General features: G+C 55.1%; 18 protein-coding genes. 9 read left to right on the top strand and 9 right to left on the bottom strand.

The genetic code is table 11. The features are described 5' to 3' along the window. Positions 1–3 precede the first annotated feature (3 nt). Positions 4–1,071 (top strand): porin OmpA, encoded by a 1,068-nt coding sequence (ompA, locus tag ACZ3HG_RS16160; protein WP_062743837.1) that lies wholly within the window; start codon positions 4–6, stop codon positions 1,069–1,071. Between the two features lie 90 nt (positions 1,072–1,161). On the opposite strand, the gene matP is transcribed toward ompA, so the two are convergent. Further along, a complete protein-coding gene (gene matP, locus ACZ3HG_RS16155) occupies positions 1,162–1,617 on the bottom strand; it encodes a macrodomain Ter protein MatP (RefSeq protein WP_191933265.1) in 456 nt (151 codons plus the stop codon). A gap of 112 nt (positions 1,618–1,729) precedes the next feature. Between matP and ACZ3HG_RS16150 the strand changes: the two genes are divergently transcribed. Beyond that, on the top strand, positions 1,730–3,559 hold the full coding sequence (locus ACZ3HG_RS16150) for an AAA family ATPase (protein WP_465333437.1): 1,830 nt from the start codon (positions 1,730–1,732) through the stop codon (positions 3,557–3,559). Positions 3,560–3,627: 68 nt separating this feature from the next. After that, entirely contained in the window at positions 3,628–4,146 is a 519-nt protein-coding gene (gene fabA, locus ACZ3HG_RS16145; protein WP_062743839.1) for a bifunctional 3-hydroxydecanoyl-ACP dehydratase/trans-2-decenoyl-ACP isomerase, read from the top strand. Positions 4,147–4,260: 114 nt separating this feature from the next. Here the strand turns inward: fabA and rmf are convergent, their stop codons facing one another. The 6 genes from rmf to rlmKL all read right to left on the bottom strand — a co-directional run bounded on the left by rmf (position 4,261) and on the right by rlmKL (position 12,242). Beyond that, positions 4,261–4,428, bottom strand: a complete 168-nt coding sequence (gene rmf / locus ACZ3HG_RS16140; protein ID WP_072277417.1) for a ribosome modulation factor — start codon at positions 4,426–4,428, stop codon at positions 4,261–4,263. 278 nt (positions 4,429–4,706) lie between these two features. Further along, a complete protein-coding gene (gene pqiC / locus ACZ3HG_RS16135) occupies positions 4,707–5,267 on the bottom strand; it encodes a membrane integrity-associated transporter subunit PqiC (RefSeq protein ID WP_191933266.1) in 561 nt (186 codons plus the stop codon). Continuing rightward, positions 5,264–6,907, bottom strand: a complete 1,644-nt coding sequence (gene pqiB / locus ACZ3HG_RS16130) for an intermembrane transport protein PqiB (RefSeq protein WP_191933267.1) — start codon at positions 6,905–6,907, stop codon at positions 5,264–5,266. Before pqiB ends, pqiC begins: the two co-directional genes overlap by 4 nt. Next, a complete protein-coding gene (pqiA, locus tag ACZ3HG_RS16125) occupies positions 6,904–8,169 on the bottom strand; it encodes a membrane integrity-associated transporter subunit PqiA (protein ID WP_191933268.1) in 1,266 nt (421 codons plus the stop codon). Before pqiA ends, pqiB begins: the two co-directional genes overlap by 4 nt. A gap of 32 nt (positions 8,170–8,201) precedes the next feature. Next, positions 8,202–10,118, bottom strand: a complete 1,917-nt coding sequence (locus tag ACZ3HG_RS16120) for an ABC transporter ATP-binding protein (RefSeq protein ID WP_191933269.1) — start codon at positions 10,116–10,118, stop codon at positions 8,202–8,204. Between the two features lie 6 nt (positions 10,119–10,124). Continuing rightward, on the bottom strand, positions 10,125–12,242 hold the full coding sequence (gene rlmKL, locus ACZ3HG_RS16115) for a bifunctional 23S rRNA (guanine(2069)-N(7))-methyltransferase RlmK/23S rRNA (guanine(2445)-N(2))-methyltransferase RlmL (protein WP_191933651.1): 2,118 nt from the start codon (positions 12,240–12,242) through the stop codon (positions 10,125–10,127). Between the two features lie 134 nt (positions 12,243–12,376). Here rlmKL and ACZ3HG_RS16110 point away from each other — a divergent pair, with 134 nt between their 5' ends. Further along, positions 12,377–13,486, top strand: a complete 1,110-nt coding sequence (locus ACZ3HG_RS16110) for a YcbX family protein (protein ID WP_465333387.1) — start codon at positions 12,377–12,379, stop codon at positions 13,484–13,486. 16 nt (positions 13,487–13,502) lie between these two features. On the opposite strand, the gene ACZ3HG_RS16105 is transcribed toward ACZ3HG_RS16110, so the two are convergent. Both ACZ3HG_RS16105 and pyrD read right to left on the bottom strand, forming a co-directional pair. Then, positions 13,503–14,048, bottom strand: a complete 546-nt coding sequence (locus tag ACZ3HG_RS16105; RefSeq protein ID WP_191936459.1) for a cell division protein ZapC — start codon at positions 14,046–14,048, stop codon at positions 13,503–13,505. A gap of 184 nt (positions 14,049–14,232) precedes the next feature. Beyond that, complete coding sequence (pyrD, locus tag ACZ3HG_RS16100; RefSeq protein ID WP_465333385.1) at positions 14,233–15,243, bottom strand: quinone-dependent dihydroorotate dehydrogenase; 1,011 nt, start codon at positions 15,241–15,243, stop codon at positions 14,233–14,235. A 257-nt stretch (positions 15,244–15,500) separates the two neighbouring features. Between pyrD and ssuE the strand changes: the two genes are divergently transcribed. From ssuE to ssuB, 5 genes are read left to right on the top strand one after another with little or no spacing between them, the layout of a single operon-like run. Then, on the top strand, positions 15,501–16,052 hold the full coding sequence (gene ssuE, locus ACZ3HG_RS16095) for an NADPH-dependent FMN reductase (RefSeq protein WP_191933272.1): 552 nt from the start codon (positions 15,501–15,503) through the stop codon (positions 16,050–16,052). 14 nt (positions 16,053–16,066) lie between these two features. Then, on the top strand, positions 16,067–17,026 hold the full coding sequence (locus ACZ3HG_RS16090) for a sulfonate ABC transporter substrate-binding protein (protein WP_191933273.1): 960 nt from the start codon (positions 16,067–16,069) through the stop codon (positions 17,024–17,026). A 15-nt stretch (positions 17,027–17,041) separates the two neighbouring features. Continuing rightward, entirely contained in the window at positions 17,042–18,187 is a 1,146-nt protein-coding gene (ssuD, locus tag ACZ3HG_RS16085) for an FMNH2-dependent alkanesulfonate monooxygenase (protein ID WP_191933274.1), read from the top strand. A 9-nt stretch (positions 18,188–18,196) separates the two neighbouring features. Beyond that, the gene (ssuC, locus tag ACZ3HG_RS16080) at positions 18,197–18,988 is read left to right on the top strand and encodes an aliphatic sulfonate ABC transporter permease SsuC (RefSeq protein ID WP_191933275.1); all 792 of its coding nucleotides are present in this window, start codon (positions 18,197–18,199) and stop codon (positions 18,986–18,988) included. Then, positions 18,985–19,773, top strand: coding sequence for an aliphatic sulfonates ABC transporter ATP-binding protein (gene ssuB / locus ACZ3HG_RS16075; protein ID WP_465333381.1), 789 nt, complete (start codon positions 18,985–18,987; stop codon positions 19,771–19,773). The genes ssuC and ssuB overlap by 4 nt, the downstream gene beginning before the upstream one ends. Positions 19,774–19,835: the final 62 nt, after the last annotated feature.

The following is a 19,835-nucleotide window of genomic DNA, read 5'->3' as shown; positions in this document are numbered from 1 at the left end:
AAAATGAAAAAGACAGCTATCGCAATTGCAGTGGCACTGGCTGGCTTCGCTACCGTAGCGCAGGCCGCTCCTAAAGATGACACCTGGTATACCGGTGCTAAACTGGGCTGGTCTCAGTACCACGACAAAGGTTACTACGGTAACGGTTACCAAGATAACGATGGTCCATCGCATGAAAGCCAGCTTGGTGCTGGTGCGTTCGGTGGTTACCAGGCTAACCAGTACCTGGGCTTCGAGCTGGGTTACGACTGGTTAGGCCGTATGCCTAACAAAGGCAACAACGTAAACGGTGCTTTCAAAGCACAGGGCGTTCAGCTGGCAGCTAAATTAAGCTACCCAGTAATGGATGACCTGGACGTTTATACCCGTCTGGGCGGTATGGTATGGCGTGCAGACTCCACCCAGAACGCTAACGGCACTCGCATCAGCGACCACGACACCGGTGTTTCTCCACTGGCCGCGGTTGGTGTTGAATATGCAGTGACCAAAAACTGGGCAACCCGTCTGGACTACCAGTGGGTTAACAACATCGGTGACGCAGGTACCGTTGGTGCACGTCCTGATAACTCAATGCTGAGTGTTGGCGTTTCCTACCGTTTCGGTCAGGATGATGCAGTAGCACCAGTTGTTGCTCCAGCTCCGGCTCCAGCTCCAGTTGTTGAAACCAAGCGTTTCACCCTGAAGTCTGACGTTCTGTTCAACTTCAACAAAGCAACGTTGAAGCCAGAAGGTCAGCAGGCACTGGATCAGCTGTACACTCAGCTGAGCAACCTGGATCCGAAAGATGGCTCTGTTGTCGTGCTGGGTTACACCGACCGTATCGGTTCCGAGCAGTACAACCAGAAACTGTCTGAAAAACGCGCTCAGTCTGTAGTAGACTACCTCGTGTCTAAAGGCATCCCTTCTAACAAGATCTCTGCACGTGGCGAGGGTAAATCTAACCCTGTTACCGGCAGCACCTGTGACAGCGTGAAAGGCCGTAATGCCCTGATCGACTGCCTGGCGCCAGACCGTCGCGTAGAAATCGAAGTTAAAGGCATCAAAGACGTTGTAACTCAGCCACAGGCTTAAGTTATCTCGTTAAAAAAAACCCCGCTTCGGCGGGGTTTTTTATTGTCTGAAGAGAACGAATCAATCAGAACCTGTCCTGAATAAACGGCGTTATTCGGGCTTACCCAAAATGGCTTTCAGATCCTGCTTCAGTGACGACATCTGGCTGGCGTACTGCTCTTTACGTTCGGCATCTTCAATGAGCTGTACGATGGTTTCGGACAAGGTGCTGTTACGACGCTGGGCGAGGCCCGCCAGGCGCTGCCATACCAGATATTCTAAATCGATCGACTTTTTTCGCGTGTGCTGGTGTTCAGCATTGAAATGACGCTTGCGGCGTGCACGGATTGTCTGCTTCATGCGGTTTTCCAGCGCCGGATTGATGTGCAGGCTAATCCATTTCAATACCTCTACCGGTCGGTTCTCCATCACGAGCAATTCATCGACGGCAGCCTGCGCTGCGCTTAACTCAATGTAACGCGTTATCAGTTCACCTTCGCGGTGCTTTTTAACCAGGTATTTCCATTTCCATCCGCTTTCAAGATTTTCCAGCTGCTGATATTTCATCGGAATCTCATGCTGACCACATAACAGGTTAAGAATAACAGCTTTTTTTCATCAGGCTGTAAACAAAACAGGAACACTCATCGTAATGTTAACGCAAGCGACGCAGATGTGCATGTCTGCTGTGCTTAACAGGCTGAAATATTGTATAATGCCGCTTTTATTCATTCAGAAAAATACGATAACTTTGACCAACAACCGATTAGAGTGGCGCGCCCTGCAGCCCGATACAGAACGCTTTCAGCATCTCCTCTCGCAGGCACCAGCTTCCGAAACAGAATGCTTTGCATCCGTGCAGGCACGTCTGTTTAACGGGCTGAACCTGTTACTGCAAACGCCGGCTAAAGTCCCGCTCATGCTGGTCAAAAGTCCCGAAAGCGCGGAATACCTTGCCCTGCTGCAAAACATTCTCTCCGCCATCGCTGGCGAAGAAGATCCCACCGCGCTTTTTGGGGGTCACTATGATATCAGTGACCATGAAATTAGCTGGCGTCCGGCACAGAGCGCTGCGGATAATTTCGCCAGCGAAGGGGGAATTCATCAGGCTGAATGGATCGAAGCAGAGCAGCTTTTTGGCTGCGTGCGCGTCCATCAGTCGAGGATCACCCTGTCCCCGGGACTGGTACACCGTGCCAATGGCGGAGTGCTGATCCTCTCCTTGCGTGCGCTGATGGCACAGCCTTTACTCTGGCTGCGTTTGAAACAGATCATGGTGAACCAGCGTTTTGACTGGTATTCGCCGGATGAAACCCGCCCTCTTCCTCTGGCTGTCCCTTCCATGCCGATGGCGTTTCGCCTGGTGCTGATTGGCGAACGCGATGTGCTGGCTGATTTACAGGAGATGGAGCCTGAACTGGCCGCACTGTCACTGTACAGCGAGTTTGAAGATAATATCCAACTGGTCGATGACGAAGAGTTTATTCACTGGATACAGTGGGTGAAAAATGTAGCTGTCAGCCTGGAATATCCGGTTCCTGATGTCGATTTCTGGCCGGTACTGATCCGTGAGGCTGCACGCTATACAGGCGATCAGGATACGCTGCCCCTGGATCCTCAGTGGCTGGGCCGGCAACTTCAGGATGCTGCGCTCTACAGTGAAGATGAACGTATTTCAGCACAGAATCTGCAGGATGCCCTCAGCACTCGCGAATGGCGCGAAGGCTTCCTGCCGGAACGTATTCGCGATGAAATTCTGCTCGATCAGATCCTGATCGAAACAGAAGGGGAAATGATCGGCCAGATCAATGCGCTGTCCGTTATGGAATTCCCTGGCCACCCGCGTGCTTTTGGCGAACCCTCCCGTATCAGCTGCGTCGTCCACGCCGGTGACGGTGAGTTTATGGACGTGGAGCGCAAGGCCGAGCTGGGCGGAAATATTCATGCAAAAGGCATGATGATTATGCAGGCCTGGCTGATTGCTGAACTGGAACTTGAGCAGCAGCTGCCATTTTCTGCCTCGCTGGTTTTCGAGCAGTCCTATTCCGAAGTCGATGGTGACAGCGCCTCGCTGGCAGAACTGTGTGCTCTGATAAGCGCCCTCGCCTCACAGCCCATCAATCAGCAGCTGGCGGTCACCGGCTCTGTCGATCAGTTTGGTCGCGTGCAGCCGGTCGGCGGCCTGAATGAAAAAATTGAAGGCTTCTTCAATGTCTGTCAGCAGCGCACGTTAACCGGTTCTCAGGGGGTGATCATCCCTGCAGCGAACGTACGCCATCTCTCCCTGCAACAGGACGTTGTGGATGCCGTGCGGGAAGGTAAATTCCACCTCTGGGCCGTGTCGAGCGTCGATGAGGCGCTGCCTCTGCTAACCGGTATGGAGTGGGATAAAGAAACCGGCGCCTGCCTGCACCGTTCGATTCAGGAGCGGATTGCTCAGATGCTCCATCCGGATGCACGTCATCGCCCGTGGCCCCTGCGCTGGTTAAACTGGTTTACTCCAGGCTGATCGGACTTGTCCGGCGTACACGTGTAAGCTAAACTCCGTGCTTCATTAAAATAAGGCTTATTGAGACTATGGTAGATAAACGCGAATCCTATACAAAAGAAGACCTGATTGCCTCTGGTCGCGGTGAATTATTTGGCGCAGAAGGCCCGCCATTGCCAGCCGGCAATATGTTGATGATGGACCGGGTGGTTAAGATGACCGAAGACGGCGGTAACTACGGGAAAGGATTCGTTGAAGCGGAACTGGATATCAATCCGGATCTGTGGTTCTTCGGCTGTCATTTTATCAATGACCCGGTCATGCCTGGCTGCCTCGGCCTTGACGCCATGTGGCAGCTGGTCGGCTTCTACCTTGGCTGGTTGGGTGCCGAAGGTAAAGGTCGCGCACTGGGCGTAGGTGAAGTGAAGTTCACCGGGCAGGTTCTGCCAACGGCGAAGAAAGTGTCCTACCGCATTCACTTCAAACGCGTTATTAACCGTAAACTGGTGATGGGCGTGGCAGATGGTGAAGTGCTGGTCGATGGTAACGTGATTTATACCGCTACCGACCTGAAAGTGGGCCTGTTTAAAGACACCACCGCATTCTAATCCTTTTAACCTGATTCGTTCACATGAAGGACTGTGTTTCTGAGGCGTGAACGATAACAGTTTAAATGAAAACCTCCGCAGCAGCGGAGGTCTTTCCTTCTCAATAACAGGCCGCTACGCGGTAACTGACCTGTCCTCCATGGCTTGTCGCCAACCTCCCAACCAGTGAGATCGAGCATCGAGCATTTGATACGGACACATCTCTTTTGAGCGTCCTGTAATGCCTGCGTGATAACCCCGTGACTGCGCCCGATCAAGGCGATCTCGTTTCTGTCTCTTCATGCCGCGTTTCCCTCATTTTGTCTGGTGGAATCTGGTGGAAAGAAAACAGTGGTTACGTTTCGTGCAACCACGCTTCAGTTTTACCGCGACTTTGAATAAAGATCAACGCGCAAATTTAATGCGACTGTCATCATGCTGTCCCACTGGCGGGGCCGGAAAATGACGGCAGCTGAAGCTAAATCTATCGCACCCTGCTGATTTACATAAAAAAAGCCTTTGATGCGGCAGAAGTGGGGCTCTGCAACTATCAAAGGCTTAGTGCGTTAGTTAATTTTTACTTATTGTTCGCGAATAATCGCATTAGCGACCTGTCCCGCAATTTGCTGCCATCCTTTAGCCAGCGTTCTTATTAACCCGTCGTAACCATCTTCACTTTGCGGTAACGACAGCGAGAACGGCTGTTTCTGCAGTTTGCCGTTATGTTCGAGAATCCACTCGCCGCTGATAATGGCATGACCATCATAACGGCCATGGAAACCGGTCACGGTCACATTCAGCGTATCGTGCGTCTGGCCGAGAGGCGACGAGGAGATCAGCGCCGCGGGCAGGCTGGTGCTCAGATTGGTCACCAGCGTCTGCTGCAACTGCTGATCCAGTGGACTCGCCCACTGGTTATTGGCGGCAATGACGTACTGAACATCATTGCTCTGGTACACCACGCCATTCCCGGCCAGATAGTCTGGCACAGAGACACGTTCCACCCAGACCGGTGTACTCACCGTCTTACTGCTGGCGACGAGCGTTTTGTCCGCCGCTGGCAGCTGATAATAAACAGTTTCAGGGCTACTACTGCAGGCACTGAGTCCCAGTGCCAGCACAACGGGTATCCATTTCATCATTGTTTTGCCCTCTTCGGCTGTGGGTCCTGACCGGGTTTCGCTTCAAAGACCAGCGCATTGCTCTTGCTGTTGAGCGTTTTCAATACGGGCTGCAATTCACGCAGGACCTGATCGAGACGCTGCATATCACCCACCATCTTATTGTAAGCCGGGGAGCCAGGCTGGAAGCCTTTCATGCTTCGGTTCAGCTCACGCAGCGTGCTTTGCATATCTGCAGGCAGCTCTTTCATCGACTGACTCGAGGTGATCTGATTAAGATTATCCAGGGTTTTCTGCATTTCGCGCAGCGTACGCTGGCTCTCTTTCAGCGTCCCTGTTGCTTCATTCAGCAGCGGATTGAGTGGCAGGCTGTTAATCTTATCCAGCGACTCCATCAGTTTCTGCTGGATCTGCGCCAGGCCGCCCGTCATCGTCGGGATCAGCGCATAGTCAGCAAAGGTTGACGGTCCCGTCACCGGTTTGGCATTGCTGTAGAAGTCGAGATCAACATACAGCGACCCCGTCAGCAGGTTAGCGGACTTCAGTGAGGCTCGTAATCCATGAGTTATGCCGTCTTTCAGATGCTGCTCAAAGTTAAAGTCATTGCCCAACTGTTTCTGGAAACGATCCGGTTCAATGCGGATCAGCACCGGTATCCGGTAATCATTGTTCAGGCGTTGAGCCATGCCAGGCATGGTAAACGGCACTTCAGCAACGGTACCCAGACGAATGCCACGGAACTCCACCGGCGCGCCTTTCTGCAGGCCACGGATGGAATCATTGAAGAACAGGAGGAAGTCTTTGTGTACGCTGTAGAGGGAATCCTGGATGCTGCGCTGGTCGTTAAATAGCCGGTATTCCGCCTTGTTTTGTGCCAAATCGCCGCGCTCCCACCCTTCCGGAACATCAAAGCTGACACCCCCGCTAAACAGCGTGGTCAGTGAACCCATCTCAACACGCATTCCGGAGGCAGACATGTCGACAGCAATCCCGCTATCCTTCCAGAAGCGAACGTTACTGGTGATCAGGCGATCGTATGGCGCAGCAATAAACAGCTGATAAGTCATCATACGTTTATCTGCGTCAAAGGCGCTGGTTTCAACGGTTCCGACGCGATATCCACGAAACAGTACCGGATCGCCCGCGTTCAGCTGTCCGGCCTTTTCACTGTCCAGCGTAATACGGATACCCTTTGCATCAGGTGGTGCCAGCGGCGGCGCATCCAGCAGTTGGTACTGTCCGGCTTTTTCGCCTTTTGAGCCAGGCTGCAGCTCAATATAGGCACCCGAGAGAAGCGTTCCCAATCCGGTGACCCCTTCACGGCCAATGGCCGGTTTTACCACCCAGAAGGCACTGTCTTCGCGCAGCAGTTTTTCCATGCCAGCATTGAGGCGTGCTTTGATCTCAACATGATGCAGATCGTCCGTCAGCACGGCGCTCTCCACCACACCAACATCAACGCTGCGGCTTTTAATGGTGGTTTTACCGCCCACAATCCCTTCCGCGTTGGTGGTGATTAACGTCACCAGCGGCCCCTGATGGCTGAAGTGGTAAAACAAAATCCATGCACCGATCAACACGGTGACGATGGGAATGATCCACACCGGCGACCAGCGTTTAATCTTATCTACCGTGGCTACGCCGTGGTTATTGTCCGTCACTTTTCAGGCTCCTCAGTACTCTTTTCTTGTATCCGATCCCAGGTAAGACGCGGGTCAAAGGTCATGGCAGCAAACATCGTCAGGATAACCACCAGGGCAAACAGCACCGCGCCGTTAGCAGGATAAATACTCATTAATTGGCCCATGCGCACCAGCGCCGACAGGACGGCGATAACAAAGACGTCAATCATTGACCAGCGCCCGACGAACTCAACCACTTCATAAATCTTGTGCATTCTGTCGCTGTCATACCGGTTGTTGTCCCGGCCGTTGGCGTGCCAGCAAAGCCAGCCTATCGCCAGCATTTTCAGCGAGGGAACCATAATACTGGCGATAAAAATCACCAGCGCTACCGGATAGGACCCATCACCCCACAGGATGATCACCCCTGCCATGATGGTGGAGTTCATTTTGTTCCCCAATGCCTCGGTAACCATAATTGGCATCACGTTGGCCGGGATATACAGCAGGATCGAGGTAATCAGTAAGGCCATCGTCCACTGTAAGCTGTGCCTGCGTCGCGCATGGCCATCAACGCCGCAGCGAGGGCATGCCAGCACATCGCTGGCCAGCACCGCCGTACAGCAACGACAGGAGCGCAATCCCTGACGCAAACCACTAATCCCCGCCTGCGGGACTGCGGGTAGCGCGGGCAGTGGGGCAACCTGCAGCCACAACGTGCGACGGTCGATACATTGAAAGGCTCTGAGCTGTAAGACACAGAAAAGACACCAGGGGATAAAGCTGGTGCCAATACCAATATCGCCGTAAGCCATGAGTTTAACGAAACTCACCAGCACGCCTGCGAGGAAGATTTCCGCCATCCCCCAGGTTTTTAGTTGGAATAACACCCGGGCCATGACGCGTTTCAGCCCCAGCGGCAGCCGGATATCATTGACCAGCAGCAGGATCATCAGCATACATAAGGCTGGCACCCCCTGCACAAACAGCAAAAACAGGGTCGCCAGACTGCTGTAGTCATCGGAAACCATTACCTGCGGTATCTTTGCCAGGGTAATTTCGCTGCTCAGTCCGGCAACCTGCATATTGACGAAAGGAAACAGGTTCGCCAGTAGCAGCATAAAGAGCGCTGCCAGCGCATAAGCCGTTGGCCGCTTGCGCGGCTCAACCCAGTTAGACTGAAGTGTGGTATGACAGCGCGGGCAGCTTGCTCTGCTCCCCGGGCTGATATCTGGCAACTGGGTCATCAGATCACACTGCGGACAGAGCATCCATTGATGCGCATGGTGCGACGAACACATACCTGACCCTCGGTAATGTCAGAACAGCAGAATCAGGCGCCGTTACTTAACGACTCAAGATATTCCCAACGCTCGAAAGCGACTTCCAGCTCCTGTTCAGCCAGAGCAAGTGAGTCCAGCACGGGCTGAGTTACATCATGCGGCTGATTGAAGAAGTTAGCATCGGCAACCTGTGCCTGATAGGCCTCCAGGCGGCCTTCCAGCTCTTCCATTTTCTTCGGCAGCTGCTCCAGCTCCCGCTGCAAATTGTAGCTTAACTTAGCAGCCGGTTTTTTAGCCGTTTCACTTTTTGTGTTGTCCTGGCGTGGCTGCGTCGATGCACTGGTCTTTGCCGCCAGACGATTTTGTTTAAACGCGCTGCGCTGCAGCTGGGCATCGTGATAGCCGCCCACGAATGCCCCGATGTCGCCGTTGCCTTCGAAGATCCAGCATTCTGTTACGGTGTTATCGACGAACTGACGATCGTGACTTACCAGCAGAACCGTACCCTGATATCCGTCCACCAGCTCTTCAAGCAGTTCCAGCGTTTCTACATCAAGGTCGTTGGTCGGTTCATCGAGGATCAGCAGGTTACTCGGCTTGAGGAACAGACGCGCCAGCAGCAGGCGGTTACGCTCACCGCCGGACAGCGCCCGCACCGGTGTCATCGCCCGTTTCGGATGGAACAGGAACTCCTGCAGGTAACCCAGCACGTGGCGTGGCTTACCGTTCACCATCACTTCCTGTTTGCCTTCCGCCAGGTTATCCATGACCGTGCGGTCCGGATCCAGATCGGCGCGGTGCTGATCGAAGTAGGCGACTTCCAGCTTAGTACCGATATGCACGCGGCCGCTGTCCGGTTTCAGCTGATCCAGCATCAGCTTCAGCATGGTGGTTTTACCGCAGCCGTTAGAGCCAATCAACGCAATTTTATCCCCACGCTGGACCTGACGGGAGAAATTACGTACCAGCTGTTTACCACCCACGGAGTAGTCAACGTTTTCCAGCTCAAAGACAATCTTGCCGGAACGGGAAGCCTCTTCGACCTGCATATTGGCTTTGCCCATCACTTCACGGCGATCGGAACGTTCGCGACGCAGCGCTTTCAGCGCGCGCACACGCCCTTCATTACGCGTGCGGCGGGCTTTGATCCCCTGACGGATCCACACTTCTTCCTGCGCCAGCTTGCGGTCGAATTCGGCATTCTGCATCTCTTCCACGCGCAGTGCTTCTTCTTTACTGGTCAGATACAGGTCGTAGTCGCCCGGCCAGGACACCAGCTTGCCGCGGTCAAGGTCAACAATACGCGTTGCCATGTTGCGGATAAACGAACGGTCATGCGAGATGAAGATAATGCTGCCCTGGAACGTTTTCAGGAACGTTTCCAGCCAGTCGATAGTTTCGATATCCAGGTGGTTCGTCGGCTCATCCAGCATCAGTACTTTCGGGTTACTGACCAGCGCACGGCCGAGGGCCGCTTTACGTAGCCAGCCGCCGGATAATGAGGAGAGGTCCGCTTCCCCATCCAGGCCGATCTGTTGCAGCACATCGTGAATACGGCTTTCCAGCTGCCACAGGTTCTGGTGGTCAAGAATGCCCTGCAGGCGCGCCATCTCATTGAGGTTCTTGTCACTCGGATCTTCCATGACTTTATGAGAGATGGCGTGATAGGCCTTGAGATGCTCGGCCTGCTCTTCCACACCTTCGGCAACGAAGTCATACACCGACCCCTGCACGTTACGCGGGGGATCCTGCTGGAGGCGCGCTACCACCAGATCCTGTTCGTAAATGATGCGTCCGTCATCAAGTGGCTGCTCGCGGTTAATGATTTTCATCAGGGTGGATTTACCCGCCCCGTTACGGCCAACCAGACAGACACGCTCGTTTTCTTCGATGTGCAGTTCAGTGTTATCCAACAGCGGCGCGTCGCTGAATGAGAGCCAGGCACCATGAATACTGATTAATGACATAAAAACTTATTCCTTACCGGCGTGAACGATCAGCCAGCAGTTGTGAATTTGACGGTTACGGGCGAAATCCTGTGACTGGGTTTTCGCGGTGATTTCAGTTGCAGCCAGGCCAAGCGCTTCCAGTCCGGCCAGATCCATTTTGAAACCGCGTTTGTTATTCGAGAACATAACGGTGCCGCCTTGACGCAGGATACGCTTGAGATCTTTCATCAGATCGAGATGATCGCGCTGAACGTCAAAGCTTTCCTCCATTCGCTTGGAGTTAGAGAACGTCGGCGGATCGATAAAGATCAGGTCAAACTGTTCATCGGCATCGCGCAGCCAGCTCAGGCAGTCAGCCTGCATCAGGCGGTGCTGACGCCCGGAAAGACCGTTAAGGCGCATATTGCGCTCTGCCCACTCCAGATAAGTACGTGACATATCAATAGTAGTGGTGCTGCGCGCGCCGCCGAGCCCGGCATGCACGCTGGCGCTGCCGGTATAAGCAAACAGGTTCAGGAAATCTTTTCCGCGGCTCATCTGCCCGAGCATCTTACGGGCGACACGGTGATCGAGGAACAGGCCGGTATCAAGATAGTCCGTCAGATTAACCCATAACTTAGCGTTAAACTCACTCACCTCGAAGAAATCGCCCTTTTCGCCCAGTTTTTGATACTGGCTTTTCCCTTTCTGCTTTTCGCGGGTCTTCAGTACCAGGCGATTGGCGGGCAGTTCCAGCACGCTCAGGGTCGCGGCAATGACATCAAACAGGCGCTGACGGGCTTTTGCCGGCTCAATGGTTTTCGGTGCCGCATACTCCTGCACGACCACCCAGTCACCGTAACGGTCTACCGCCACGTTATAATCCGGGAGGTCGGCATCATACACGCGATAACACTCGATACCCTCCTGACGCGCCCACTTATCCAGCTTCTTACAATTTTTACGCAGGCGGTTAGCATAATCCTCCGCCAACTGGCCGGCCGACGCCCCGCCTGGGTTCTCTGCCAACTGATAGTTTTTCTGTACACAGTCGAGTGGACCGTTTTTCGCTTTAAACTGGCGATCGGCACGCAGCTGCAGACAGCTCAGCAACTCGGGCGAGGCACTGAACAGTGACAGGTTCCAGCCACCGAAGTGCGTTTTCATAATACGCCCCAGCTGGCTGTGCAGCGCGATCAGTGCGGGTTCACTGTCCAGTCGCTCCCCATAGGGTGGGTTACTCAGCACGGTCCCCGTCTCACCCTGCGGCAGGGGATTGGTCAGCTTCAGCACATCCTGGGCAGTCAACGTAATCAGATCGGTCAGCCCGGCGTTGCGGACGTTGGCACGTGCGCGCTCGATGACGCGTGAATCATTATCATACCCGTAGAAACGTGAGGTGGTTTCAGACAACCCCTTCGCCGCACGTTCGTGCGCTTCGCGGGTGATATCGCTCCACAGCGGCTGATTAAAGCGACTCCAGCCGGTAAAGCCCCAGTGTTTACGCTGCAAGCCCGGCGCACGATCGCTGGCGATCATCGCGGCTTCAATCAGTAACGTCCCGGACCCACACATCGGGTCGACCAGCGGCGTGCCTGCCTGCCAGCCGGAACGCTGCACGATAGCCGCAGCCAGATTCTCTTTCAACGGTGCCTGTCCGGTCTGCTGACGATAGCCGCGCTGATGCAGGCCATCGCCGCTGAGATCGAGGGCAATGCTGGCGGTGTCTTTATTCAGCCAGACATTGACGCGGATATCCGCCTGTTCACGATCGACATTCGGGCGCGGCAGGTTTTTACGGGTAAAGCTGTCGACGATTGCATCCTTCACTTTCAGTGCGCCGTACTGGCTGTTTCGGATCACCTCATTCAGGCCGCTGAAATGCACCACAAAGGTTTGATCACTGCCAAACATGGCAGGCCAGTCAATCGCCTGTACCCCAAGATAGAGGTCGAGGTCGCTGTAGACACCGCATTCCGTTAACGGCAGCAGAATACGTGAAGCCAGACGGCTCCACATCAGACTCTGGTACATCAGACGATCGTCACCCTGGTAATGTACGCCGCCCTGGACCACCTGGCAGCCTTGCGCTCCCAGGGCTTCCAGTTCACTTTTTAACAGCTCTTCGAGCCCACGCGCCGTACTGGCAAACAGAGAATTCATAGCGTCACTTATCGTCATCAGAAAATTGCTGCGCATTATAGCTAATCATGGCGGCATGTCATAAAGTTAGCGCTTATTCCTGCAAAAACCCTGTAAAGAACCGGGTGAGCGGCACGGCGCAATGGAGAATCGCCATGATCAACCTGTCTCGTTTATTTGTTCATCCGGTGAAATCCCTGCGCGGGATGCAGGTGTCCCACGCGCAGGCACTGACCAGCGGTCTGGCCTTTGATCGTATCTTTATGCTGACCGAACCGGATGGCACCTTTATTACCGCCAGACAGTATCCGGAGATGGTGCTGTTTACCCCGGCGCTGATTGTTGATGGACTGCATCTCACCGCACCGGATGGCAGCAGCGCAACCGTGCGCTTTGCGGATTTTCAGGAAATACCGGCCCCCACAGAAGTGTGGGGGAACAAATTTACGGCGCAGATTGCGCCGGAAAATATTAACCAGTGGCTGAGTGGCTTTTTCCCTCGCCAGGTGCAACTGCGCTGGGTAGGGATGGAGATGACCCGCCGGGTTAAAGATCTGGATAGGGTACCGTTGGGCTTTGCTGATGGTTATCCGTTTTTGCTGGTCAACGACGCCTCACTGCACGATCTGCAACAGCGCTGCCCTGCCGGCGTGCGTATGGAACAGTTCCGGCCTAACCTGGTCGTCAGCGGTGCCAGTGCCTGGGCAGAGGACAGCTGGTCGTCTCTGCGCATTGGGGAGATTATTTTTGATGTGCCCAAGCCGTGTAGCCGCTGTGTGTTGACCACCATCAGCCCTCAGCACGGGCGCAAACATCCCGCAGGCGAACCGCTCAATACCTTACAACGTTTTCGCAGCGCACAGGATGGCAGCGGTGACATTGACTTTGGCCTTAACCTGGTGGCGCGCAGCAGCGGTATTGTTCGGGTGGGGGATGAAGTTGAGATACTGACCACCCATACGCCACGCGCTTACGGTGCCGGGCAGGTGACCGAGACGCTGGCGGTAGAAAGTTCCGCGACCCGCACCCTGGACATTTGCTGGCAGGGACAACATTTTAACGGGAATAATCAGCTGGTGTTGCTGGAACAGCTGGAGTTGCAGGGCATCAAAATCCCCTATTCCTGCCGGTCGGGCATCTGCGGAAGCTGCAAGGTGACGCGTGTCAGTGGGGAAGTGACCGCGCTGAAAAAAGGGGCAGTCCGTGAGGATGGCACACTACTGAGCTGTAGCTGTATTCCGGCGGGCGATCTCGTGCTGCGTTAATGCTGAGCGCGGTAGCTTATACCGCGCGGGCAAAGCGGATCCCGTCAGCGCTGGCCTGAGGCAGCAGACGGTCGTGCATGATTTTAATCGCATCGCCGAGCACCATGCCACGACCCGCCACGCTCAGTTGCGGCTGGGCCAGCAGGCACAGGGCGGCGCTGTCGCCGGACTCGACCACCAGCAGTGTGCCCGTTTCACCGCTCTCAGACACTTTGACATTCACCAGTTCACCGTCTCCCGGCCGCCAGTTCCCCTGAATAAAGCTGTCAAAGTGCCAGCTTTTGGGCATCAACGGCTTGAGGAAACGGGTGGCCACCAGCGCATTCAGCACCAGTTCAGCACGCTGATCGGCATTGAGCGGCGCATCACGACAGCGCTCGTCGAAGGTGAAAAACAGCGCGGCATCATCGACACAAAAACCAGAAACATCAAAGGCGTCAGGCGTTAACATTTTGCGCGGAAAGCGTGAACGGAACAACATACCATCAGCCAGGTCGAGCATCATCCGGTCGTGTTCTGCGTCGAAGAACCAACGCCAGTTATCGTCTGGTTTAATCCTCATCATGGTTCCTGTATTAATACTGAGTGACAAATAGCCGGAGGTTTAATTCATTTTTCCGGAAAGCAGAGGTTAACTTTACGCGCTCAGTCCCCTCTGTAAATTTTGAATATTGTGTGAACAGCACAAAATATAAACGAGCCAGAGGCGAAAATAAAGCCCCTGGCATATTTAACTCAGATTTTACCTAGAGATGAGTCACAATTTCTTTTATCAGCGGCGGGCCTTTATAAATAAATCCGGAATATATTTGTACCAGTGATGCCCCCGCCGCGATTTTTTCACGCGCTGAAACCAGTGAATCAATGCCGCCGACACCAATAATCGGAATGCGACCCTGTAATTCCTGAGCCAGACGGCGGACGATCTCCGTACTGCGTAACTGGACAGGGCGGCCGCTTAATCCACCCGCTTCTTCCGCATGCGCTAATCCTTTTATCAGATCGCGATCCAGCGTGGTATTGGTCGCAATCACACCGTCTATTTCATGGCGCACTAAACTGTCAGCCACCTGGATCAATTCTTCTTCTGATAGATCCGGCGCGATCTTCACCGCCATAGGAACATATTTATGATGGATCTGCTGAAGATCATTCTGCCGCTGTTTCACCGCGCCCAGTAAATCATCGAGCGCTTCACCGTACTGTAAAGAGCGAAGTCCGGGTGTGTTAGGCGAGGAAATATTGATGGCAATATAACCGGCATAGGCATAAATCTTGTCCATACAGGTTAAATAATCTTCTTTACCCTGCTCTACAGGGGTGTCTTTATTCTTGCCGATATTAATGCCAAGGATACCGTCGAAGTGGGCTTTTTTGACATTCTCAACCAGGTTATCCACGCCAAGATTATTGAAGCCCATGCGGTTGATGATCCCTTCCGCTGCCACGATGCGGAACATCCGTGGCTTATCATTCCCCGGCTGTGGGCGCGGGGTGACCGTGCCTATTTCAATGGAACCAAATCCCATCGCGCCGAACGCATCAATGCACTCACCGTTTTTATCAAGGCCTGCGGCCAGACCCAGAGGGTTCTTAAAGGTCAGCCCCATGCAGGTTACCGGTTTAAAAGGCAGCGACTGGCGGATCAGGCCGATCAGCGGGGTGCCGGAGAGGCGCTTCAACTGCTGCAAAGTCAGGTCGTGCGCACGCTCAGGATCGAGCTGAAACAGCGCCTTACGAACGAAAGGGTAATACATGGTCACTCCTGAGGTCCCGATGGAAAATCGGGGTCGTATTATCCCGGTTTCCTCGGTTAAAGGGAAATGACCTGGCGCAAAAGCACGCCTGAATAACGATTTTTTTCGCCCTTCACTCCCCCTTCCCCCAGGCTTTATGTGCAAAACGGCAAAAATATGCCGGATAAATCATTTAAGCGTCCAAACGGGCTCTGTCAGGATGAGTCATCGGTTCTTGAATTCTGGTTATCAATAACTTTTAGTTATAAGGAGAGGTTATGCGCGTTATTACTCTGGCGGGAAGCCCCCGTTTTCCTTCCCGCTCCACCGCGCTGCTGACAATTTGCCAGCATGCGCTGGAAAAACGAGGTGTCGAGGTCATACCGTGGAACCTGCATAACTTCAATCCTGAAGATCTTCTGTACGCCCGCTTTGACTCCCCCGCCCTGCTGGCCCTGAAGGAAGATCTCAACACCGCTGACGGCCTGATCGTCGCTACGCCGGTTTATAAAGCCTCCTTTGCCGGCGCGTTAAAAACGCTGCTGGATCTGCTGCCCGAGCGCGCCCTGGAACACAAAGTGGTGTTACCGCTGGCAACCGGTGGCACCGTCGCTCATCTGCTGGCCGTCGATTACGCCCTTAAGCCGGTACTGAATGCGCTGAAAGCGCAGGAAGTGCTGCACGGTGTGTTTGCTGATGATACGCAAATCAGCCACTACGACCGGACGCCTGAGCTGACACCGATACTCGCCGAACGGCTGGCAGAGTCAATCGATACCTTCTGGCATGCTCTGGCGCGCCGGCATCAACCGCTGGCCACCGCCGTCTGAACAGGGGAGTTGCGATGACACTGTTTTCCCGCTTCATCACCACGCTATTCATCACAGGCATGCTGGCCGGTCAGGCCGTGGCGGCAGCCTCCCCGGATGCGCCGGCAACGATTCGAATCGGCTATCAGAAAGGCTCCGTCAGTATGGTACTGGCAAAATCACATCAGCTACTGGAGAAGCGCTTTCCTCACACCACGATTAAATGGGTGGAGTTCCCCGCCGGGCCCCAGATGCTGGAAGCGTTGAACGTCAACAGTATTGATTTGGGCAGTACGGGTGATATTCCGCCGATTTTTGCCCAGGCCGCCGGGGCGGATCTGCTGTATGTCGGTTCGGAACCCCCCAAGCCAAAAGCGGAGGTGATTCTGGTACGCGAAGAGAGTCCGCTGAAAACGGTGGCCGATCTCAAGGGCCATAAAGTGGCCTTTCAGAAGGGGTCCAGCTCCCACAACCTGCTGTTACGCGCGTTAAAAGAGGCGGGTCTGGGCTTCAACGATATTCAGCCTGCGTTTCTGACGCCAGCGGATGCCCGCGCTGCCTTCCAGCAGGGCGATGTTGATGCCTGGGCCATCTGGGACCCGTATTACTCTGCGGCCCTTCAGCAGGGCGGCGTTCGTGTGCTGAAGAATGGTGACACGCTCAACCTGACCGGTTCCTTCTATCTGGCAACCCGGCCCTTCACCGAGAAAAACGGTGCATTCCTGCAGCAGGTGCTGGATACCTTCAGCCAGGCCGATGCCCTGACCCACAGCCAGCGTGAGCAGAGCGTTGACCTGCTGGCGCAGGCGATGGGGCTGCCAAAAGCGGTAATCTCAACCTACTTCGATCATCGCCCGCCGACCACCATCACCCTGGTGAGTGATAAGACAGCACGGGCACAGCAGCAGACCGCCGATCTCTTTTACAGCAGCCACCTGATGCCGGTGAAAGTCGATATCTCCAGCCGCATCTGGCATGGCCCTTCCCCCCATTGACTGAGGAGTAACACAATGAGTCTTTCCGTTTTCTGGTTTCTTCCCACTCACGGTGATGGGAAATACTTAGGCACTAACGAAGGGGCGCGCCCGGTAGATCATGCCTATCTGCAACAAATCGCCCAGGCCGCCGACCATCTGGGGTTTGGGGGCGTGCTGATCCCGACAGGTCGCTCCTGTGAAGACGCCTGGCTGGTGGCTGCGTCGCTGATCCCGGTGACCCGCCGTCTGCGCTTCCTGGTGGCACTGCGCCCTGGCGTGATTTCGCCGACTCAGGCTGCCCGCCAGGCAGCGACGCTTGACCGCCTGTCTAACGGCCGGGCCCTGTTTAACCTGGTCACCGGGGGCGATGCGGAAGAGCTGGCCGGGGATGGCGTTTTTCTGGATCACCGTGAACGTTACGCCGAGTCTGCCGAATTTACCCGCGTCTGGCGACGCGTGCTGGAAGGCGAAACGGTGGACTATGAAGGTAAACATATTCACGTACGCGGCGCACGCCTGATGTTTAAGCCGGTACAGCAGCCACGCCCGCCGCTGTGGTTTGGCGGCTCGTCTGAAGTGGCACAGGACCTGGCCGCCGAGCAGGTCGATGTCTATCTGACCTGGGGAGAACCGCCTGCACAGGTGAAAGAAAAAATTGCGCAGGTGCAGGCCAAAGCGGCTGCACAGGGACGTAAAGTCCGCTTTGGCATTCGTCTGCATGTGATCGTGCGCGAGACGAATGAAGAGGCCTGGCAGGCCGCCGATCGTCTGATTTCCCACCTGGACGATGCCACCATCGCGAAAGCACAGGCTGCGCTGGCGAAAACAGACTCTGTAGGCCAGCAACGCATGGCCGCGCTGCACGGCGGTAAGCGTGACCAGCTGGAGATCAGCCCGAATCTGTGGGCCGGCGTCGGCCTGGTGCGCGGGGGCGCGGGGACCGCACTGGTGGGCGATGGCCCGACGGTCGCTGCGCGGATGCAGGAATATGCCGATCTGGGCATCGAGACCTTCATTCTGTCCGGCTATCCGCATCTGGAAGAAGCCTGGCGCGTGGGTGAATTACTCTTCCCGCATCTGGATCTGGCTATCCCGGAGATACCGCAACCACAGCGGGTTGAGGCACACGGTGAACAGGTCGCCCACGATTTCGCCCCACAAAAAGTGTCGCAGAGTTAGAGGTGAGCCATGAGTAAAAGCCTGAATCGTATCGGTAATGGCCTGCTGCCGTGGGCGTTACCCGTTCTGCTGGTGGCAGTATGGCAGTTAGCCTCCCAGCTGGGCTGGCTTTCCACCCGGATTCTGCCGTCGCCGGGATCCGTTATTGTCACCTTCTGGAAGCTGTCGGCCAGCGGTGAGCTGTGGCAACACCTCGCCATCAGCAGCTGGCGTGCAGCAGTGGGATTCAGCATTGGCGGTTCAATTGGTCTGGTACTCGGATTAATTACCGGTATGTCAAGACTGGGCGAACGGCTTCTGGATACCTCAGTACAGATGCTGCGTAATGTGCCCCATCTGGCGCTGATCCCGCTGGTGATCCTGTGGTTTGGCATTGACGAGTCGGCCAAGATCTTCCTGGTAGCACTGGGCACGCTGTTTCCGATCTATCTCAACACCTATCACGGTATCCGCAATATCGATCGCGGGCTGGTGGAAATGGCGCGCAGCTATGGCCTGTCAGGCTGGAGCCTGTTTATTCAGGTGGTGCTGCCCGGTGCCCTGCCCTCCATTATGGTCGGTGTGCGCTTTGCGCTAGGCCTGATGTGGCTGACGCTGATCGTTGCGGAAACCATTTCAGCCAATGCCGGTATCGGCTACCTGGCGATGAATGCCCGTGAGTTCCTGCAAACGGATGTGGTCGTGGTGGCGATTATTCTCTATGCCCTGCTGGGCAAACTGGCTGACGTCAGCGCACTGCTGCTGGAACGCGTGTGGCTGCGCTGGCATCCGGCGTATCAATTAAAAGAGGAAAACGCATGAGCGAGTTCACCCCGTCTCCGGCGCGTCTTAATGCCGGTACGCCGCTGGCAATCAGCGGCGTCAGCAAACAGTATAACCAGCGCACGGTGCTGAATAATATTGACCTGCATATTCCCTCCGGGCAGTTTGTCGCCGTGGTCGGGCGCAGCGGCTGTGGCAAAAGCACCCTACTGCGCCTGCTGGCCGGGCTGGAGAAAGCCAGCAGCGGCGAACTTCGGGCTGGTAGCGCCCCCCTGAGCGAGGCGCGGGAGGATATCCGGCTGATGTTCCAGGATGACCGACTACTGCCGTGGAAAAGCGTGATCGACAACGTTGGCCTGGGCCTGAAGGGAAAAGCCTGGAGAGATCGGGCGCTCGACGCGCTGGATGCCGTTGGCCTGGCCGACCGCGCCGGGGAGTGGCCCGCCGCGCTGTCAGGCGGTCAGAAACAGCGTGTGGCGCTGGCCCGTGCACTGATCCACCGTCCTGGCCTGCTGCTGCTGGATGAACCGCTTGGCGCGCTGGATGCCTTAACCCGTATCGAAATGCAGGAACTGATTGAATCCCTCTGGCAGGAGCATCACTTTACCGTACTGCTGGTGACGCATGATGTCAATGAAGCGGTAGCGATGGCCGACCGGGTACTGTTGATTGAGGAAGGGAATATCGGACTGGATCTCTCCGTTGATCTGCCTCGACCACGGCGTAAAGGGTCGGTCAGGCTGGCTGAACTGGAATCGGAGGTACTGGATCGCGTGATGAAACGCCAGCCAGTGCAAAAACAAGCACAATATGCGCACGGCTGACAGGTAACGATATAAAGAAAAATGGGCGGGATTATCGCCCATTTTTTTATTTTATTTTCCGC

Source organism: Erwinia sp. PME.40.26/001 (assembly GCF_055556675.1).
The sequence above is the reverse complement of the archived record's forward strand: the minus strand, read 5'-3'. Positions and strand labels throughout refer to the sequence as shown.

Excerpts from the sequence above, each read along its gene's own strand:
- ompA (WP_062743837.1), top strand. The coding sequence starts at position 4 with ATGAAAAAGACAGCTATCGCAATTGCAGTGGCACTGGCTGGCTTCGCT.
- matP (WP_191933265.1), bottom strand. The coding sequence starts at position 1,617 with ATGAAATATCAGCAGCTGGAAAATCTTGAAAGCGGATGGAAATGGAAA.
- ACZ3HG_RS16150 (WP_465333437.1), top strand. The coding sequence starts at position 1,730 with ATGTCTGCTGTGCTTAACAGGCTGAAATATTGTATAATGCCGCTTTTA.
- fabA (WP_062743839.1), top strand. The coding sequence starts at position 3,628 with ATGGTAGATAAACGCGAATCCTATACAAAAGAAGACCTGATTGCCTCT.
- rmf (WP_072277417.1), bottom strand. The coding sequence starts at position 4,428 with ATGAAGAGACAGAAACGAGATCGCCTTGATCGGGCGCAGTCACGGGGT.
- pqiC (WP_191933266.1), bottom strand. The coding sequence starts at position 5,267 with ATGATGAAATGGATACCCGTTGTGCTGGCACTGGGACTCAGTGCCTGC.
- pqiA (WP_191933268.1), bottom strand. The coding sequence starts at position 8,169 with ATGTGTTCGTCGCACCATGCGCATCAATGGATGCTCTGTCCGCAGTGT.
- ACZ3HG_RS16120 (WP_191933269.1), bottom strand. The coding sequence starts at position 10,118 with ATGTCATTAATCAGTATTCATGGTGCCTGGCTCTCATTCAGCGACGCG.
- rlmKL (WP_191933651.1), bottom strand. The coding sequence starts at position 12,242 with ATGAATTCTCTGTTTGCCAGTACGGCGCGTGGGCTCGAAGAGCTGTTA.
- ACZ3HG_RS16110 (WP_465333387.1), top strand. The coding sequence starts at position 12,377 with ATGATCAACCTGTCTCGTTTATTTGTTCATCCGGTGAAATCCCTGCGC.
- ACZ3HG_RS16105 (WP_191936459.1), bottom strand. The coding sequence starts at position 14,048 with ATGAGGATTAAACCAGACGATAACTGGCGTTGGTTCTTCGACGCAGAA.
- pyrD (WP_465333385.1), bottom strand. The coding sequence starts at position 15,243 with ATGTATTACCCTTTCGTTCGTAAGGCGCTGTTTCAGCTCGATCCTGAG.
- ssuE (WP_191933272.1), top strand. The coding sequence starts at position 15,501 with ATGCGCGTTATTACTCTGGCGGGAAGCCCCCGTTTTCCTTCCCGCTCC.
- ACZ3HG_RS16090 (WP_191933273.1), top strand. The coding sequence starts at position 16,067 with ATGACACTGTTTTCCCGCTTCATCACCACGCTATTCATCACAGGCATG.
- ssuD (WP_191933274.1), top strand. The coding sequence starts at position 17,042 with ATGAGTCTTTCCGTTTTCTGGTTTCTTCCCACTCACGGTGATGGGAAA.
- ssuC (WP_191933275.1), top strand. The coding sequence starts at position 18,197 with ATGAGTAAAAGCCTGAATCGTATCGGTAATGGCCTGCTGCCGTGGGCG.
- ssuB (WP_465333381.1), top strand. The coding sequence starts at position 18,985 with ATGAGCGAGTTCACCCCGTCTCCGGCGCGTCTTAATGCCGGTACGCCG.